This is a genomic window from Bacteroides faecium (genome assembly GCF_012113595.1).
GTDB lineage: Bacteria > Bacteroidota > Bacteroidia > Bacteroidales > Bacteroidaceae > Bacteroides > Bacteroides faecium.
Genome location: NZ_CP050831.1, coordinates 2,103,222 through 2,124,227, shown reverse-complemented (window position 1 = coordinate 2,124,227; position 21,006 = coordinate 2,103,222). Strand labels below are relative to the sequence as shown.

The 21,006-nt window shown below is 42.3% G+C and carries 9 protein-coding genes; 4 read left to right on the top strand and 5 right to left on the bottom strand.

Annotated features, from left to right (window positions below; translation table 11 throughout):
- Positions 1-10: 10 nt before the first annotated feature.
- From BacF7301_RS07375 to BacF7301_RS07355, 5 genes are all read right to left on the bottom strand, one after another.
- Entirely contained in the window at positions 11-2,800 is a 2,790-nt protein-coding gene (locus BacF7301_RS07375) for a SusC/RagA family TonB-linked outer membrane protein (RefSeq protein ID WP_167961615.1), read from the bottom strand.
- 36 nt (positions 2,801-2,836) lie between these two features.
- A complete protein-coding gene (locus tag BacF7301_RS07370) occupies positions 2,837-4,693 on the bottom strand; it encodes a RagB/SusD family nutrient uptake outer membrane protein (RefSeq protein WP_167961613.1) in 1,857 nt (618 codons plus the stop codon).
- A gap of 17 nt (positions 4,694-4,710) precedes the next feature.
- The gene (locus tag BacF7301_RS07365; protein ID WP_167961611.1) at positions 4,711-7,851 is read right to left on the bottom strand and encodes a SusC/RagA family TonB-linked outer membrane protein; all 3,141 of its coding nucleotides are present in this window, start codon (positions 7,849-7,851) and stop codon (positions 4,711-4,713) included.
- A gap of 76 nt (positions 7,852-7,927) precedes the next feature.
- Entirely contained in the window at positions 7,928-8,680 is a 753-nt protein-coding gene (locus BacF7301_RS07360; RefSeq protein WP_167961609.1) for a hypothetical protein, read from the bottom strand.
- 219 nt (positions 8,681-8,899) lie between these two features.
- Positions 8,900-12,889, bottom strand: a complete 3,990-nt coding sequence (locus tag BacF7301_RS07355; protein ID WP_245208407.1) for a hybrid sensor histidine kinase/response regulator transcription factor — start codon at positions 12,887-12,889, stop codon at positions 8,900-8,902.
- Positions 12,890-13,162: 273 nt separating this feature from the next.
- Between BacF7301_RS07355 and BacF7301_RS07350 the strand changes: the two genes are divergently transcribed.
- The 4 genes from BacF7301_RS07350 (at position 13,163) to BacF7301_RS07335 (ending at position 20,994) form a co-directional block, all read left to right on the top strand.
- Positions 13,163-15,340, top strand: coding sequence for a polysaccharide lyase 8 family protein (locus BacF7301_RS07350; RefSeq protein WP_167961604.1), 2,178 nt, complete (start codon positions 13,163-13,165; stop codon positions 15,338-15,340).
- Positions 15,341-15,623: 283 nt separating this feature from the next.
- Complete coding sequence (locus BacF7301_RS07345; protein WP_167961602.1) at positions 15,624-17,117, top strand: sodium:solute symporter; 1,494 nt, start codon at positions 15,624-15,626, stop codon at positions 17,115-17,117.
- Complete coding sequence (locus tag BacF7301_RS07340) at positions 17,117-19,594, top strand: DUF4922 domain-containing protein (RefSeq protein WP_167961600.1); 2,478 nt, start codon at positions 17,117-17,119, stop codon at positions 19,592-19,594. Before BacF7301_RS07345 ends, BacF7301_RS07340 begins: the two co-directional genes overlap by 1 nt.
- Positions 19,591-20,994 (top strand): SpoIID/LytB domain-containing protein, encoded by a 1,404-nt coding sequence (locus tag BacF7301_RS07335; protein ID WP_167961598.1) that lies wholly within the window; start codon positions 19,591-19,593, stop codon positions 20,992-20,994. The genes BacF7301_RS07340 and BacF7301_RS07335 overlap by 4 nt, the downstream gene beginning before the upstream one ends.
- Positions 20,995-21,006: the final 12 nt, after the last annotated feature.

Genomic DNA, 21,006 nt, shown 5'->3' with positions numbered 1-21,006 from the left:
TACATCCATTTTAGAAAGTTAAATTCACTCCGAAAGTATATTGTGTCATCAACGGATGACCAGCCTTGACCGCTTCCGGATCCATTATATCAATCTTATCCCAAGAGAACAGATCGTGAGCACGCGCAAATAAACGTGCATTTCTCAATGGGCTTACTTTTTTCATCACTTTGGGAGAGAACTGGTAATATACTTCCAGTGTTCTTAGTTTCAGGAAGGAAGCGTCAGCCACCCACAAACTGTTTGTGTTATAGTTGTTGTTCGAACCGGAATAAGTCAGACGGGGGTACAGGGCATTCGGATTCTCTTTTGTCCATCGATTTTCATAATAATGAGTAGAAACTGTGTTGTTACTCACCAAAGGACGATAAACACTGTTCACATTCAATACTTTACTATAATTACCAGCTCCCTGGAACAAGGCATAAAATCCCAGACCTTTGTATTCTGCTCCCAAATCAAACGAATAATATATTTCAGGGCAGGTTGAGTTATATCCCAAAGCCACCTGGTCATATTCATCAATACGATTATCACCATTCTGATCCTTGAACATCAAGTCCCCCGGACGAACTTCCGACAGATACTGCTTCACTTCACGGTCATCTATTTCCTTCTGGTTCTGATAAATACCTTCTACTTCATAACCAAAAATTTGTCCCAAAGACTTTCCTGTACGCTTCAGATATTCATAAGGACGATATTGCTCATTCATTTCTACGATTTCATTCTTACTATAAGAAAACATAGCACCTGCCTGATAAGTAAAGTCGCCAATCCGATCGTTCCATTTGACAGCAAGTTCCACTCCGTAGTTATCTACCACCCCGGTATTCTGTTTAGGAGCAGCAATACCCAGCACTGTAGACATAGTGCCCGAGGCGTCCACCAAAATATCGGTGCGATGGTCATAAAAGGCATCTGCCGTCACCGACAAACAATTCCATGCGACAAGGTCTACACCAAAATTTACTTTGTGGGATTTCTCATAAGTAAATCCGGTAACTCCCAAACGTGATTCTTTCATTCCTCCCAAAGAAGTGATATTGTCTTTAAAGTAATATCCGGAACCTACACCATACACACTATTAAACAGATTCATGTCATAATTCGCACGTCCCGCAATGCCGTACGAAGCTCTCACTTTCAGTAGGTTCAGCCAGTTTCTTTTCAGATAATTTTCTTCCGAAAGTATCCAGCCAAGTCCTACCGCAGGGAAGATTCCCCAACGGTTGCCGGGCTCCAATACACTGGCAGCCGTTCCAGAGAAAGAAGCATCCAGCATATAACGATTCTTATATACATAGTGCGCTTGTGCTATCGCGTCTATAAAAGCTGTCGACTCATTACGTTCTTTCTGCGTGTTTTTATCCATCGAGTACATCAATGTCGCATTTAACTTATGATCTTCTTTCCAGGAATGTTCATAATTGACACGCGCCTCCAGATTAAAATGATTGGATACATCACCGACACTACTTCCAAAAGAAAGGGTTCCTTCATTTCTCAATGTCTTATATGTTTCCTCGCCAGTCTCAAAGTCCATTGCCGCTGACTCATAACCAAAACTTTTGGTATTACTGTCCCAATAAGTGGCATAGTTGTCCAAACTGATTCTAGCTCCGAAGGTCAGCCCCTTCGTTATAAAGTCCAAAGACTGCGTTAACTCCATATCTGCATACAACACGCGCCCTTGCGAACGTGCATAACCGGTGCCGGCTATATATCCGATTGGATTATTAGCATAGGTCGTAGTACCTCCATACACATTATTCTTGGTTTTAGCCGGAAAAGCACCGGAAGGAACTTTATACAAAGCATCGAAAATAGTCGAGGCCTCCGTTCCCGGACGATTATGCTCCGAGAAGTTTCCAAACATATTTAGCTTCAACTGCGTAGAACTACTCACCTTTATATCAAGATTGGTACGAATATTCAAACGCGAATACTTAAACTGTGTAGAATAACCATCATTCAGGTCGGTAGGCTGCAAGATGCCACGCTCGTCCAGAAAATTCAATTGTGAGTAATACTTCACATACTTCCCTCCACCACGGGCTGAGAACGTCACATTATCACCATAACTGTGATCGCGTAAGGCCTCATTCATCCAATCTACGTTCGGATAGAAATCGGGATAAGTACCTTCCTGAAATGCTTTCAGTGCTTTTGCATCGTATCGCGGCTGCAACCCGTCATTTTCCAATCCCTCATTTAACGCACGGGCATACGTATAGCCATCCACCAAATCGGGAAGCCGGCGGGGAGTCCCCATATTGAATTGATAAGAAAAATCAATCTCAGGCGCAGATTCCACTCCCCTTTTCGTTTTTACCAGAATCACTCCGTTTGCTCCTTTTATACCGTACAAACTAGCGGAAACAGCATCCTTCAATACGGTTACCGATTCTATTTCCGATGAATTAAGATAATCGAGGGGACGCTCGAACCCATCCACCAAGATCAAAGGAGACTTGGTACTCATGGTTCCCATTCCACGAACCAATAAAGAAGCTCCGTCATTCCAGGCATTATTCGCATTCTGCAATACTTGTACGCCCGGCAATAGTCCATAGAGTAAGTTTGAAGCATTTACACTTGTCCTATGCGACAGTTCGTCCGCCGTAGCAACTGCCGTAGCAGCCGTATTTTCTTTTGCATCATAAGAGATTCCACGTCCGTATTCAACGCGTTTTGCCATCTCATCTCCAGTCTTATCTGATATACTGTCTGATACTTGCGCCCATGCCGTAGATGAACAAAGAGTACCAATGATTAATAGTTTTATATAATTCCTCATAGTGTCATTGTGATTTCATTACAATTATACCGTATCTTACTCCCAACCAGGATTTTGTACCAACCCGTATCCTTTATTTATCTCATCGGACGGGAATGCGCTCAAATAATTCTTCGGAGAGAATTCTTTCTGCCATGCACGCTCCGGTAACAAGAATTCAGAAAATGCATATTCCTTGGTTGTCTTATGTTTAAAGACTTTCAGACCATGCAGGCGTTTTGAGAAGATATCTTCACGCTTCCAACGAATTAAGTCAAAGAAACGTACTTCCTCCCAAACAAACTCACATGCACGTTCACGCAAAATAAGTTCGCGGAAATCCTCTTTTCCCATATTCTTATCCAAATCTCCCAGTTCTACACGATTGCGTACCACGTCTACATAATCAAATGCATCCATTCCCAATTCATCTTTCACTTTAGCCCGACCCAATTCATTTAACGCTTCAGCATACGACAGGTAGATTTCGGCAAGACGCAAATGCGGCCACTGGATCACTCTGCCTTTAAATTCACCACCATCACGGTCAAAACCAAATTTGAAAGAAGTCAGCCCTGTATTTATACTGCTAGCATCTATCGGATACACTCCAAAATTTGCTCCTTTCGGATAGTTCACCTTATCTGCCGGATTTTCCTGAAATAGTTGGATCGGCTTCCCTTTAAAATCATCACCATCTATATAAATTGTTTCATAAAGACGCGGATCACGATTCGCAAACGGATTCTTTGCCTGTTCCTCATTATCCCAACTGAATTCCGTACCATCTGCCATTGGGAACATATCAAAACATTCTTTCGTAGGCCCGAATCCTCCCCAACGTATGCTTTGTACCAACAGAGAATTTTGATTGGCCGTACGGATGTTACGAAAAGAGGCTATGAGGGTTTCGGTCGTACCTCTCTTATAATAAGCGTCCCGAAAAGCCGCACGACTGGTTCCTTTTTGCGTATCGCCTTTCTCCACAAGCCTGTAATAGCCTTGCGATTTCATTGTTTTGAAAAATGCCAAAGCCGCATCGGCCACCGCTTGCCAACGGCTATCCTGACGGTCACCATACCAAGTCAGATATTTGTCGGACGCCTCACCCGGATAATAAGGTTTGGTATCATTAAACAAAGGACTGGCTGCAAAGAGTAACACTCTGACTTTCAATCCCATTGCCGAAGCTTTTGTAACACGACCATACCAATTGTCCTGTTCTCCTTCCGGCAATACCCAAGGCAGATCCGGACATGCCGCCGCATCATCCAACAATTTTACGATAAAATCAACCGTTTCCTGCACCGTAGCACGTGCCGGAAAATTCAGTTCATCCGCACGCAGACTATGGTCAACCAACGGCAGCCCTCCATAATGACGGAACATATTGGCATAAAAAATAGCAACCAGAATCTTTGCCTCAGCTTTCATTCTAGACTTTTCTTCCGCCGACATATCGGGTACGCGGTCTACATTTTCATAAAACAACCAGGCATGACGAATGCCACTCCATGAGCCGAATTCCTTGAAACGGAACTTAGATATATTATTCATTGAGATTGTTCCCGACTGATTGCTATTCTCTACATCAGCGGTATATTTACCCGGATAATAGATTTGTAATTCACCACTATCATTACAATAACCTTGATTCAAGTCTGTCAAGCCTTCGATATTTCCTTTTTTCATAGCAGTAAAGAACTTATCCGTAGAATAGCCATAAGGCAAATAGTCATAACTATTCCATAATACCCTGCGCGCCATTTCGGCTGTCGAGAAGATAGTATCGATCGTTATATCATTACTGGGGGGCTTTTGCAGAAATTTATCTCCCAATGCAAAGTCTTCACAAGAGGACAATGCCAGCAATAGTCCTACTCCTAATAATATATATATTTTTATCCTTTTCATATTTGGTGTCTTTTTTATTAGAAACTAAGTTTTAATCCCAGATTCACCACTTTGATAAGCGGATAGGAAGGATTTAAAGTATTTGTCATTTCGGGGTCCAATACATCCAGGCTGTCGAAAGTCAACAAGTTATATCCTGATAAATAGATTCTCAATTGGTTAACATTCATTTTCCTTACCCAAGCAGCCGGCAATGTATAGCCAATTTCCAAATTCTTCAAACGAAGATAAGAGGCATCGCGCAACCATAAATCGGAAGCCTGATAATTATGTTTCTTATTCTGAAACGAGATGCGGGGAGCTTTCGCCGAATTTCCTTTTTCCGGAGTCCACGCATTATCTACCAAATACTTCAACAGTGATTTATTATTCTGTTCACCAAATGGCTCTCTGTAAATCTGCTGCAACATACGCGACGTTTTTGTCGCACCGGACCAAGTCATGCTTATATCAAATCCCTTATATGAGAGTCCCAGATTAATCCCCCCGGTCAACAGGGGATAAATAGGATAGCCAATAGCCGACTCGTCACGATAGTCTATCACATTATCACCATTCAAATCTTTATATTTCACATCACCCGCATTGGGAGTAAAACCTGTTCCATAATCCGGCATTGTTTTACCTTTCTCCGATGTATAATCAGCTGCCTCTTTCTCCGTAAAATAGCCCTCGAATTTATAACCGAAAGACTGTCCTACCGGCTTTCCCGTTTTTGCCATATAGTCATAAGGTTGCGGAATCTCATCCATAAAAACAATCGTGTTCTTCGCATAAGAAAGGTTGACACCTATATTATATCTGAACTCCTTCAACGAATCTTCCCATTTCACACTGACCTCATATCCCTTATTGTCCACTTTTCCAATATTGGCAGTAGGCAACGTTACAGCTAGATAACCCGGCAGCACTTGTCTTGAAGTGAGAATATCTTTTCGATTTTCAATAAAATAATCAAAGGTAGTTTTGAGACGGTCATCAAAGAAATATAAATCCAAACCATAGTTTTGTTTAGTAGACGTTTCCCAAGTAACATCCGGATTTCCTTTCTTAGCTTCCGACGCGATAATCACATTTTGCGAATTGTTTATACCAAAATTATATCCATAATTATCTCCATTGGCATCATATACGTCCGGCAAATAAAGAAAACGGGATTTATCACTGGTGAGGTCGTTACCGACAACACCTAAAGAAGCACGTATTTTCATGTAGCTCACATAAGGTTTCAGCGGCTTCATAAAGTTTTCCTCTGATATAATCCAGCCCATTGAACCGGCAGGGAACAATCCGAACCGTTTACCCGGAGCAAAATTCTCGGAACCATTGTAACCGACACTAAAGTCCGCCATATAGCGTGTATGATAATCATAAGTGACACGCCCGACGAAACCGACATAGGAACGTGGAATACCAGGCCAATCTCCTTTCGGATAATACTTCATAGACTGGTTATACATAGCCAATGCAGAAACATGATGTGCCCCAAAATCACGTTTATAGTTCAAAGCCGCTTCCATGTACCAGTCTCTGGATTTGCCATATCCTACACTATATCCCAACACTGACTTTTCATGTGTTTTCTTCAAATCAACACTACCATTCTCATTGATGATAGCTTCGTACAAATCTCCATTGCCGGAAGCTCTTGTTTTTTTCTGCGTGACTCCACTGTTATAAGCCCCCTTCAAAGCCAGTTTCAGCCCTTTTGTTACAAAATCCAACTTCTGTTCCAATACAAAGTCAAAATTCAATGTATTCCCCAGTGAATTGGCATAGCCTTTCCCATAGAAATTTTGTAAAGGATCTGCCAGACTTCCCATTGTCGGGGGGATAATCGTCGGATCAGTCTTTATACGTTTCCCGTCAACGATACCCGCACCTGCAAAGGGCGGAGCCTCATATATTTCCCTAAACAGATTTATCAGGTCTGTGGAAGAACCATTGTTATAATTCGGCGTACGTGTATCGTTCAACCGTCCTCCCAGATTGATCCTCATGGTGGTGGTCTTTGTCACGTCTATATCCAAGTTGATACGATAATTATAACGGTTGTATTTATAATTACTGTCATAATCTGTTTCATAAGTCTTAAACAGTCCATCTTGCGTAAATACTCCCAATGATGCAAAAAAGCGCACCGCCTTCGCACCGCCCGATATGGTAAAATTGTGTTGTGTTTGTAAAGCCGACTTCTTAATCAACATATCCGCCCAATCGACATCCGGATAAGCCAATAAATTATTGCGGTTTTTGAATCCCTCAAGAACTTTCGGTCCGAAAGCCAAATCCTCTTCTTTTATGCCACTGGCAAGCTGTGCCTGGTTGTACACGCTTGCATACTCGTAACTATCGGCAAATTCGGGAATACGTGTCGGCATTTGCAAGCCGAAAGAGGTTGAAAAGCTCATCTTCGTTTTACCTTCCTGACCGCGTTTCGTAGTTACCAAAATAACACCATTAGCACCGCGTACACCAAATACTGCCGTAGCAGAAGCATCTTTCAGTACCGTAATATCTTCTACCTCATTCGGATCGAGCTGCCCGAACGAACGTTCCACACCATCTACCAATATCAATGGTGATGACAGTCCCTCCGACAAAGAACCGACACCACGTACATAAAGCGTGGCATCGTCCGCTCCCGGCTGTCCGGAACTTTGTACACTGGATAGTCCGGTCACCTTACCGGTCAACGCATTTGTGATACTTCCTGCCGGAGTCTTCAGAATCTCATCCGCATTTACGGAAGATATAGCTCCTGTAATAGTCACCTTTTTAGTCGTACCATAAGCAATCACCTGCACTTCCTGAAGACTGGTCACATCTTCATTCAAAGAAATCTTCAGTTCGGATGCCCCATCGTAAACGATTTCTTTATCTTTATAACCGATAAACGAAACCACAATCTTAGCCCCTACCCGGAGTTTTAATTTAAATTTACCGTCCAAATCGGTAATCACACCATTCTGTGTTCCTTTCACAAATACCGTAGCACCAATAACGGGTCCCATATCATCAGACACCGTTCCAACTACAAGCTTCTCTTTTGTTTGCTGTGCAACAGCCGCTATCTCGGAACGTACATCATTCCCCAACGCCCTGCCGAAATGCATTACCAATAGAGCCAGCACCACTAACCAAGTCTTGTTTCTCATAAGCAAAAACTTAAATAAACGTTACTTTCAAATTTGTTTTTTATTTCTTCTTTATATCTCCACTTCCCGCTGTTTATCATTCTTCGGGAAAATTTAATCGTATATCATCGATATAGCATTTGTATACTGAATGTTCGGATAGTGTCACGCCTGCTCCGTAAGTAGGCATAATGGCCAAGCCGCGGACACCTTCTTTAAAAAGCTCCAGTTTCCAACTGCTTACCACCTCAGGATCAAAAACAAACCGACAATCCACCCAACTGTTTTCCTGAATAAAGTCCAACACAACATCTTCCAATACAAGACCTTCATCCTGTTTAAAGTCATTGATAGTATTGAACTCAGAAAGTAACTTCACGCAAAGTTTTTGTCTGCTTGCAGAAGCGCTTCCTGTCCAGGTTGTTTTTCCTATCACATTCGCCGGCTGGTAAATTTTAAAGCTGATACTTCGCAATCCTCTCACCTGAACCGGTTGGGTAAACATGATTTTGATGCCATAATTCTGCGCTTCCATCGACTGATAGCTCAGCACACGCCCCGACCGATTACCGGAACCCTGAACCGGATTATTAATGACTTCGTAATCATAATTCCACCGGGGGAGATAATCAAATTCTTCTTTGGCATTTCCTTTATTGCCAAAACGAAAAAAATAGGGTGAAGTCTTTTCCGACTCAAAATCACCGACCAGCACTTCGTCGAACGGTCGGTCGGTTGCCGTTCCTCCTCCCCCATCATCGGGTTCTCCCGAGACGTCTTCTTTTGAACAAGCCGCAAAGACCGAAAACAGTAGTACTGTCAGTAGCTGAAACTTAATTCTGTTTTTCATATTATTCAAGCATTAATTTAAAACTTCCCGCTCGCATTATTATCTGTTGCAAGACAGGCCTTAGTAAACACAATGCAAATAAAAAGGGAAATAGAGAATAACGCTTTCGTTTATACAGCATACATCACCGATAATCGTATTTCGGATAATATATGCTATAATCTGTACAATTCTAGTACATTTTCAGAAGACAAACAGATAAGAATCAAGCCTGCGTACTTATTTCTTTGCAGAAGTTTTTCTGTAGCTCTGAGGAGAAACTCCATAAAAGTTTTTAAAACATTGACTGAAATAACGTGGAGAATTAAAGCCTAGTTTATAGGAAATCTCCGAGACATTGTATTGTGGTTCTTCCTTTAGCAATCTCAAAGCCTCTTCCAATTTTAGCTTTAGCGTAAATTCATTAGGAGTAAGCCCTACTACTTCTTTTATGCAGGTAAACATTTTGCTGCGCCCCAAGTTCAGTTCCGCCGCCAACATATCCATATCAAAATCCGGATTATCAAAGTTGCGCTTTATTATCTCAACAGCAGTATCCACTAACTTCTTGTCAACAGCAGTCAGCCCGCCGACCTCTTGTGTCGGTATTTTCTCTACATGAGCCATTTTCTTTAATAGCGACTGCCTATTTTTCAACAAATTGCCGCAACGTGTCAGCAGCAATTTCACATTGAAAGGTTTGATGATATAGTCATCCGCACCAAACATATATCCCTCAACCATCTGTTCTGTTGAGTTCTGTGCCGTAAGAAGCACTACCGGTATATAAGATAATTCAATGCTATTCTTTATTTTATAGCACAAATCTTTTCCCGACATGACGGGCATCATCACGTCACTCAATATAATATCCGGCTGCAACTGACAGGCCATATCAAACCCTTCCTGTCCATTTGTCGCTTTACAGACATGATAAGCAGACGAAAATACCTGTTCCAGCATATCAAGAATTTCCAAATCATCCTCAACCAACAGTATGGTGGGTCTATCCTTCATTTCTTCCTTCCTATCATCACCATCTGTATCCGAATCAATTTGATTCTCCATATCTTCGTCAATAATAACTTGCAACTCTGAATCGGAAACCATAAACCCTACATCTTCATGTTTCAACTCTTCCGGAGTAAAATGCGCATTGCCTATAGGCAGATATATTTTAAATATACTTCCTTTATCTACCTCACTATTCATTTCCATGCGTCCTTTGTGAGATTCGACAATTCCTTTGGTCAAAGCCAGCCCGATGCCTGTCCCGATCCTCATTCCTGTATTATTGTCAGCTTGATAAAAACGTTCGAATATATGAGTCCATTCCTCCTCAGGGATACCGCATCCGGTGTCTTCCACTACTATTTCTACCATTTGTTGCAACTTTCTTACCCCCACTTTTATATTCCCGCCTTTATCCGTATACTTGAAGGCATTGGACAAAAGATTAAATACAACTTTCTGCATTTGCACCGGGTCGAACCAGACATCTATATGTTTGTCGACATCCTCAAAAACATACTTGATACGTTTCCTCTTAGCAAACTCGTCAAAAGACAAATAGATTTCTTTCACAAACTCGACCACATCCTTTTGCACAACTTTCAATTTCAAAAAGCCCTGTTCCTGTTTACGGAAGTCAAGTAACTCCGTAATCAGATTCCGAAGATGCATGCCATTTTTATGTACCCGCAACAACTGTTTTTGCACAGAAGAAGAAAACTGGTTCAACTGCAACAAAGTCTCTATCTGACCAATAATCAATGTCAACGGTGTTCTGAACTCATGAGAGATATTCGTAAAGAACCGCAGTTTCATCTGGTTCAGTTCCGCAATACGCTCTTTCTCCGCTTTTTCTTTTTCCAAGGAAAGAGACAAAATCTTGCGTGTCATCTTCACTCTCCAGATCCAATAAACGACCATAAAAGTACACGCTACATACATCATCCAAGCCCATAGTGTATAATACCAGGGAGTATCTATCGTTATCACCAAAGCTATCTCCTTACATTGGTGCTCATTCAGTGAGTTTGCCGTTTCACGTACTTTCAATACATAGCGTCCGGGCGAGAGGTTGGTATAATGCAAACTGGTCTGTGTAGTCAGAATCCAATCATTATCGAATCCTTCCAGTTTATATTGATACCAAGTATTCCGCAAAATATCCACATAGTTGGAACTGGAGAAATTGACAATCAAATTATTCTGTTTGGGTGACAACTTCAGTTCATGCGTAAAAGGCAAAGACTCCTGCAATATTCCTGATTTATCCTTGGGATATATCTTTGTATTATTGACCAGCAAATCAGAGAAATAAAATCCGGAGGTACCGTCATCGTCCACATACAAATCTTCCTCACGGAAAGAAACCATCCCATCCACTCCGCCGACAAAGATCTGCTCATCTCTGCTTACAAAAATACCGCAACCGTCGGCAACAGCAGAAATGCCACCTTTTATGCCCAACTCAATAGAGTGAACTGATTTTGTCAGTGGAGAAAAAACCGTCAGTCCCTTATCACTGGTGATTAGCAAGTTACCTTTAGGAGATTCTGCCAAATTATAACAATAATTGCTCAACATATTATTGTTTTCCACTGTATAGGCAACCCATTTATCAGACACGTAGTCGTAAGTCAGCAGTCCGCCTCCCAAAGTTGTCATGTATACTAATCCGTCGGTCCCTTCCAATATCTTCGTAATTCTGCATTTTATACCGGGACTATCCGGTTCTATCCTCTTAATCTTCTCAGGAGTGCCCAGATGTATCCGAAACAGGTTTGTCCGGGTAGCCAACCACACATTATCTTTAGAATCTATTTCAAAGGTCAGAAACAGATCCGCATTATTAAGCAATTCAAATTCATTGGTATCCGGTTCCAATACCCAGAATCCGTTACGGGCAGATACATACAATTTGTCATCTCTGAAGAGTATCTGATAGATGATTTCGTCGGGGCCGTTCCCTGCTGTCCCATTCTCGGTAATGTAATTATAAAAACGTTTTGTACGCCGGTCATACCGGCTCATTCCCCCAGTATAAGTTCCGACATAAATATACCCGCGCTTTTCATCGTAAGCTATCGTTTTCGCATTATTATGAAGAATCGAGCCGGGATCTGATGCTGTATAATAGTTGAACTCTCCGGACTTTCTGTTCAGGCAATTGATACCGCCACCATCGGTACATATCCATAGGGTTCTGTCCTCATCTTCAAGCATACTACTCACAAAAGGAAAGTTCAGACAGTCATTCCGCAACTTGTCGTAAGCATAGTAATAAAAAACATCTTTGGTCTGATTGAAATAATTGATTCCTCCATAATATGTGCCAATCCAGATTGTTCCCTGGCGGTCTTTATACAAAGAAAAGACAGAAGAGTGCGTCAAAGTGCCGGGACGGTTTTCGGAAGTAAAAGAACGGTACGTATCTGTATAAGGGTTATAGACTTGTAATCCGTTGAAAGTACCAAACCAGATATTCTGTTGTTCGTCTTCTACCAATTCACGTATCTGGTTACTGATAACCTGCTTGTCCGATACCGGAACTTTACGTAACTTTCCGTCACGCTTTATATGGTATAGTCCCTGCATGCGGGAAGCAATCCACAGTTCATCTCTGCTACTCCGGAATATACGATATATTTCCACAGCAGGCAGTAGACACCTAATGTCGCCTTTTTCCTTAAGATAAAGCCCGTTGGATGTACCAATCCACAATTTACCATCTTCGACAAGCATAGATGTGATACGTTCTAGATTCAGTTTATATACAAAATCCAACATCTCTGTCTTATCGTTATACCGAAACAGGGAATCACGCACTGTACACCATACTTCACCTTGGAAAGTATCTATTGCTCCCACATTGCTTTTCCGCAAAGTAGAAAAAGTTTCATTCCGGATATCATATTTCACCAATGCACGTTCCACACGCATAAATACATCACCATTCCTGTCTCCGACAATCCTGTTCACTTCATTACCGGAAAGGTATCTGTCCATTACTTGCTGTTCTTCCGCTATCTCCCGTTTGAACTGCATCATCTGTTTTCCGTCGTAAACATTCACACCTTCACGTGTGCCAAACCACATCCTTCCCAATGTATCTTGAAAAATTGCCAGTACAGATGGCTGGGACAATCCATCTTTCATTCCCAAAGTCTTGAAGTTTTGAGCAGATATATAAGGTATAGAATAGCAAAGTAAAAAAAGAGTCATAAACGAGAGACATATATATTTTCGCACCATTTGTATTGTCGTTTTAAGGTTCTCAAATAATGGATACGCACATCAGTATCCGAATACAAAGACACTACAAATCTAATAAAATTAAGGTATAGTTTTGTACGATTATAGAGATAAAATAATCCATAATACAAAAAACACAGATAAATCAATAAAGAAAAGACAATAGTCACCCACCGTATTTCCGGTTTTCCATATCTTTGTCCCGCAAGAATCTATATACAACAACTTTAAATAAACACTCACATGAAATTTGTTTGTCGCATCATCCTCTTTTCACTATTGATTCTGGGGACATCCACAACAGTCGCAACAGAAAGCAGTCAGAACGTAATCAAAACGTCCTCTCTTTCCGTGCAAGATGAATTCGAAACTTTGATGGAGAAAATTAGGGAAGACTTTGCACAAAATCCACTTATTGATGAAGTTTTAAACAAGTACGATACCAACAAAGGATGTTTCACCGACGTAGACTACAGCCGCCGCGACCGCACCAATTGGGAACCTCTCACCCACATAGACCGATTGTATGATTTTGCTTTTGCCTATACCAATCCGCAGAACACTTACTATCAAAACGAGGATATTTACAATAAAATAGTGAAAGGACTGGAATATTGGTATGAACGTAATCCGCACTGCAACAACTGGTGGTACAACCAGATTGCCGAGCCACAGAAAATCGGCATATTGCTTGTACAGATGCGCATCGGCAAAAAACAGATTCCATCCGCACTGGAAACTAAAACCCTGCAACGCATACGTAAAGAAGGCGGAGATCCTGCCAAATGGACGGGCGCCAACCGGACAGACATCGCGCTCCACTGGATTTACCGCTCATGCCTGGAAAAGAACGAAACCGACTTGAAAACAGCTCTCGATAATGCTTACAGCCCGATAGAATATACAGTTAAAGAGGGGTTCCAACATGACAACTCTTACTTCCAACATGGGGTACAGCTTTATATCGGCGGATATGGGGATGAAATCTTGAAAGGAACCACCCAAGTAGCCATGTACACTCAAGGAACCCGATATGCGTTGAGCACTGAAAAGATACGGATTCTGAGCAAATTCATGCGCGGGACTTATTATCAGACCATACGCGGACAACATATGCTTTTCGACGTACTGGGTAGAGGAATAAGCCGGAAAGACATTACCGACAAAAGCGCTACCGCCCTGTTTGCCAAACGAATGATTGTTCTCGACCCGGAACATGCCGATGAATATAAGGCTATTATCGCACGTCTGAAAGGTGAGCAGCCTGCCGAATCTAAATTGCAGCCACTGCACACACATTATTTCCGGGGAGATTATACCCTGCACGTACGTCCCGGTTATACCTTCGACGTCCGCATGGTATCCACCCGCACGATGCGTTGCGAATACGGCAACGGGGAAAACCTAAAGACTTATTTCCTGTCGGACGGATGCACCAATATAGTAACACAAGGAAACGAATACGCCAATATCCTTCCTGTATGGAACTGGTGCAGAATCCCCGGAACGACCGCTCCGCAACTGGATACGATTCCGATGGCTGCAAGCGACTGGCAGACCAGGGGGACATCGACTTTTGCTGGCGGCGTATCCGACAGTATCTACGGAGTATCAGCCTATGCCTACATGGATAACTATGCCGGAGTCAATACCGGTGCTAAAAAAGCATGGTTCTTCTTCGATAATGAAGTGGTATGCTTAGGAGCAGGAATCAATTCTACTTCTCACGCGCCTATATACACTACAATCAACCAATGCCTGCTGAACGACAAGAATATACTAGTATCACAGGACAAGAAACAAACAGCTATAAAGAAAGGAGAATTTTCCTACGATTCTCCCGACTGGACTTTACATAACGGAATCGGATATATTTTCCCCCAAGGCGGGCGGATATACCTGAACAATGAGCAACAAACAGGCTCATGGTATGACATTAACCATACCGAATCGAAAGAAATCCAACACCGGGAAGTCTTCACTCTTGGATTTGACCACGGGACTACCCCTCACAACGCCACCTATGCATATATCATAATACCGGGGATAACTTCTGCCCGGCAGATGGAAACATACAATAAAAAGAATCCTGTTGAAATCCTTGTCAATACGGATTCGATGCAGATTGTAAGACACAAAAAGCTGAATATCTGGCAAATGGTATTTTATAGGAAAGGAACTTTCACTCATAAGGAGATTACTGTAAAGGTGGACAAAGCATGTACACTAATGCTCAAAAACATCTATCAGAACAATGCGGAACTGCATATTGCCGACCCTGCACAAAGCCAGTCGTGTGTCAAAGTAGATGTATGTATTCCCAAGGTTTCCAAAGATACCCGAAGCATCCTATGTGATTTTGAAAATACCGGCATCTATGCCGGTGCATCCAAGAAATACCTTCTTTACAAGAAACAATAATCCATTTGAGTTCCAGATAATCCCCTTGTCAGTATGCTCTGGCGAGGGGTTATTCTCACTCTTACGAGAAAAAATACTCATGCCTATGAGAAAATTTTCTCATAGGCATGAGTATTTTTTCTCATAGGGGTGAGAATGGTTGAGAAAAAACACAGGCTGATAATTTATATAGAGGAAGAATGCTCTTTATTACATCTGTTTATTGGATTATATCATCGAAAACAGCTATATTTGCTACATAATTCAAGATATTTTATCTCCAAACGAATTTAAACAGCAGATAATGAGCCCAGCCGTCATATCTATTACTATTGTGGCATACTTTATAATCCTGTTCACTATTTCTTATATAGCAGGACGCAAAGCTGACAATGAAGGATTCTTTGTAGGGAACCGTAAATCAGCTTGGTATATTGTTGCCTTTGCCATGATCGGTTCCACAATCTCCGGGGTTACTTTTGTCTCTGTTCCGGGCATGGTACAGGCAAGCAGCTTTTCTTATCTGCAAATGGTACTGGGATTTATCGTCGGACAGATTATCATAGCGTTTGTGCTCGTTCCTCTCTTTTATCGTATGAATCTAGTTTCCATTTACGAATATCTGGAAAACAGGTTCGGAAGTTCATCCTATAAGACGGGAGCCTGGTTTTTCTTTATTTCCAAAATGCTGGGAGCAGCCGTCCGACTCTTTCTCGTATGCCTGACATTGCAACTGCTTATCTTCGAACCTTTTCATCTCCCGTTCTTGCTGAATGTCATCCTAACCGTATTTATCGTATGGCTCTATACATTCCGCGGCGGGGTGAAGTCATTGATATGGACAGATGTCCTGAAAACATTCTGCCTGGTAGTTTCGGTCGTTCTCTGTATCTATTATATCGCTTCCAGCCTGCATCTGAATTTCAGCGGTCTGGTCACTACGATTTCGGACAGTGACTTCTCCAAGACGTTCTTTTTCGATGATGTCAATGACAAGCGGTATTTCTTCAAGCAATTTCTGGCAGGGGTATTCACCGTCATTGCCATGAACGGGCTAGACCAGGATATGATGCAGCGCAATCTCAGTTGCAAGAACTTCCGGGATTCACAGAAAAACATGATTACAAGCGGCATTTCGCAGTTCTTTGTCATTCTGCTTTTCCTGATGCTGGGAGTATTGCTTTATACTTTTACAGCGCAGCAGGGTATTGAGAATCCGGGAAAAAGCGATGAGCTATTTCCGATGGTCGCTACCGGAGATTATTTTCCCGGTATAGTCGGGATATTGTTCATTATCGGGTTGATAGCTTCCGCCTATTCTGCGGCAGGCTCTGCCTTGACAGCACTGACTACTTCCTTTACCGTAGATATTCTACATGCACAGAAAAAAGGGGAAGCCGCACTCAGTAAGATACGAAAGCATGTACATATCGGTATGGCAGTCGTCATGGGAGCGGTTATTTTCGTTTTCAATCTGCTGAACAATACCAGCGTGATTGACGCGATTTACACGTTGGCAAGTTATACGTACGGACCTATTTTAGGGTTGTTTGCTTTCGGCATCTTCACCAAGAAACAAGTTTATGATAAATATATCCCGTTGGTAGCTATCGCTTCCCCTGCACTTTGCTATATCCTGCAAAGAAATTCGGAAGTCTGGTTCAACGGTTACCAAATCAGTTACGAGTTGTTGATTATCAATGCCCTGTTCACATTCCTCGGACTTTGTTTGTTCATCAAAAGACAAGACAAAGAAACATCTTTCACAACTCATACTACAAAACAAGAAATAAAATAATGAAAGCAACAATCAACTGTTTTCTTCCTTTCAGCAGGTTGGAAGAAACGATACAGACGGTTAAGGAGTTACGTGCATCGGCGCTGGTAGACACGATTTATTTATTGGCATCACCGATTACCAATGTCTGCATCCCCGGATGCGAACTCATTTCTGTAGAGAAAATGCAATCTACACAAGCGATGCGAGCCATTGCCGAACACTCCGATAAAGCATATACTTTAGTTTATACTAAACGCACTGCGCTGCGACTGGGCATGTTCGCTCTTGAAAGAATGGTTCAGGTCATGGAAATGACTCAAGCAGGTATGGTCTATGCAGACCATTACCAACAGATGAACGGTGTGCAAAAACCTGCTCCGGTCATTGACTACCAACCCGGCAGTCTGCGTGACGACTTCGATTTCGGTTCGGTATTACTGTTCAATGCCAACACATTCAAGGAAGCGATAAAAGATACGGAAGAGGAATATCAATATGCAGGCTTGTATGATTTGAGACTTAAAACATCCCAAAAGAGCAGACTGGTATATATCAACGAATATCTATATACCGAAGTAGAAAGCGACAAGCGAAAAAGCGGTGAGAAGCAGTTCGATTATGTAGACCCTAAAAACCGTCAGGTACAGATTGAAATGGAACAGGCATGCACCGAGCATTTGAAAGCAATCGGCGGATATCTTTATCCCAACTTCTGTCCCGTAGACTTCTCTTCCCATACTTTTGAATATGAAGCTTCTGTTATTATACCTGTACGCAACCGCATTCGCACAATCAAAGATGCCGTATGCTCGGCACTGAACCAGCAAACGACCTTTCCGTTCAATGTCATTGTCATCGACAACCATTCGACAGACGGAACCTGTGAAGCTCTACGTGAACTTAGTTCGGACAAGCGGCTGATTCACGTCATTCCCGAAAGAGATGATCTCGGTATAGGCGGATGTTGGAATGTAGGTATCCATCACGAGAAATGCGGAAAATTTGCCGTCCAACTGGATAGCGACGACGTGTATAAAGACGAACATACGCTGCAAATTATGGTTAATGCTTTCTATGAACAGAATTGCGCGATGGTTATCGGCACTTACATGATGACGGACTTCAACATGAACGAGATAGCTCCCGGCATCATCGACCATAAAGAATGGACACCCGATAACGGACGGAATAACGCCTTGCGCATTAATGGACTGGGAGCACCGAGAGCTTTTTATACTCCTATTCTTCGGGAAATCAATGTGCCGAACACAAGTTACGGAGAGGACTATGCACTCGGCCTGAGAATCTCACACGACTATCAAATCGGGCGGGTGTACGATGTCGTCTACCTCTGTCGCCGTTGGGAAGGTAATTCGGATGCCGCGTTGCCTGTTGAGAAAGTCAATCGGAATAATCTATACAAAGACCGGCTCCGTACGTGGGAATTGGAACAGCGCATCCTGCAACAAAAAACGACATTAGAGAATTTTCAGCAGGAAATCGAACAGTTATTCCAAAAGCAGACCCTTTCATGGGAACTTGCCAAAGAGAATTATCGGACATTGGAACAATATAAAAAGCAAAAAAGAGATCTCTCCAAATGGATAGGCAAGACCCTCATAGAAGCAGGTGCGTTCCTTAACCCGAAACGTATTCTTTCGGCTACGGCACAAACAGATACTGCCTCTGTTCACTCACGACCTTGTTTCCTCTGCCAGAAAAACCGTCCGCAAGAACAAGAATTCCTCAGCTATAAGAATTATCAGATACTGGTCAACCCCTACCCCGTATTTAAACACCACTTCACCATCGCGGACAAAGAACACCGCCCACAATCCATAGCAGGATATTTTGATGACATGATAGAATTTACCGACATCATGAGAGAGTACTTCCTCATGTATAACGGGCCGGAATGTGGTGCTTCCGCTCCCGATCATGCCCATTTTCAAGCCTGTACAAAAGAAGAATATATGGCTGGAATTTCTTACGATCTCTCCAACGATTGTACGGATTTAATAGACGACGATCAGTTACAAATAAATTATGTATGCGCACCGGCCAGCTTAATCAATGTTCAAGCGGATAGTAAGGAAACAATGTCAAAGACCTTTCATTTGATTTACGACATTTTATCCGCCGATAGCAACGGCAAGGAACCCATGATGAATATTCTTGCCTGGTATGGCTCGGAATGCACCAAAGATTTTTTGGGAGATAACTACGAAGACGAACTTGAAACCGCAACCAGATACCCTTACAAATGCTGCATCTTCTTACGCAGCAAACACCGTCCTGACTGCTATTTCGCAAAAGGAAACGAACAAATTCTCATCAGTCCTGCTATTGCTGAAATGAACGGCATATTCCCTATAGTACGCGAAGAGGATATGGAGAAACTAACTTCTGAAAAGGTATATGATATCTATCAGGAAATATCCATATCGAAAGAAAAGCTGCAAGAAATAACAGAACGTATTAAAGCCGCATTATGACAGAGCCGCAAATAGCAGTTGGCATTCTTTCCGGAAAAGAGATTAACTTCTCTTTCCCGTCTTTCCCGGGAAAATTTATCTCTTCGGATGGAATGGCTATTTCCGGAATACAGCAAGCCGTTTATCGAAATGGGAAAGTCTGTTGGCAAGAAAAAGAGTATGACGAGCTTTCCTTTAGTCCTCAACAGGATATTACGTTCCAACAGGATATCATACCCCAACAAGATATCACTCCCCAACAGGATACTTCTTCTTTCTTTGAACTGCAAGACGTAACCATTGGCATCAACTTCCATTGGGAACGTAAAGAAGTGCAAAGGTTCAAAGGTGAACTGAAGATTATCGTTGAAGATGACAAGCTAACCGCCATCAATATAATTTCTATCGAAGATTATCTCACCAGCGTGATTTCATCAGAAATGAGCGCAACAGCCTCTTTAGAGCTGTTGAAAGCACATGCAGTTATCTCCCGAAGCTGGCTGTTGAATAAATTAAAAATTGAGAATGAAAAATTAAAAAATAAGATGCAACCGGACAGCGCAGCCATTTCTCAATTCTCAATTCTCAATTCTCAATTTATCAAATGGTACGACCATGAAGCCCACAAGAACTTTGATGTATGTGCCGACGACCATTGCCAGCGTTATCAAGGAATTACACGTGCCTCAACTCCGCAGGCTGTTGAGGCTGTTTCCGCGACACGGGGTGAAGTACTTATGTATGAAGGAAAGATTTGTGACGCCCGCTTTTCCAAATGTTGTGGCGGCGCTTTTGAAGAATTCCAGAACTGCTGGGAGAATGTAAGGCATCCCTATCTTATCGGACAGCGGGACAGCCAAACAGCAAACAAACTTCCTGACCTGACCGTAGAAGCTGAAGCTGACAAGTGGATACGCACTTCGCCCGTCGCATTCTGCAACACACAGGACAAGAAGATTCTCAGTCAGGTTTTAAATAACTACGACCAGGAGACTGCCGACTTCTATCGTTGGAAAGTAAGCTATTCCCAAGAAGAACTGTCCGAATTGATTCACAAACGCTCGGGTATTGATTTCGGGAAGATTATAGATTTAATTCCCGTAGAAAGGGGAACGTCCGGTCGTATCGTCCGACTGAAGATAGTAGGTACGTTACGCACACTCACCATCGGAAAAGAGTTGGAAATACGCCGCACGCTATCGACTTCTCATCTTTATAGTTCTGCTTTCGTTGTGGATAAGGAATACAAAGAAGAAGAGCAAGAAATCCCTTCCCGCTTTATCCTCACCGGTGCCGGATGGGGACATGGAGTGGGGCTTTGCCAGATTGGTGCTGCCGTAATGGGAGAACAAGGTTATAAATACGAAGAGATACTATCTCACTACTACCCCGGTAGTATGATTGAGAGACAATATAAATAAAATCAGACTGAT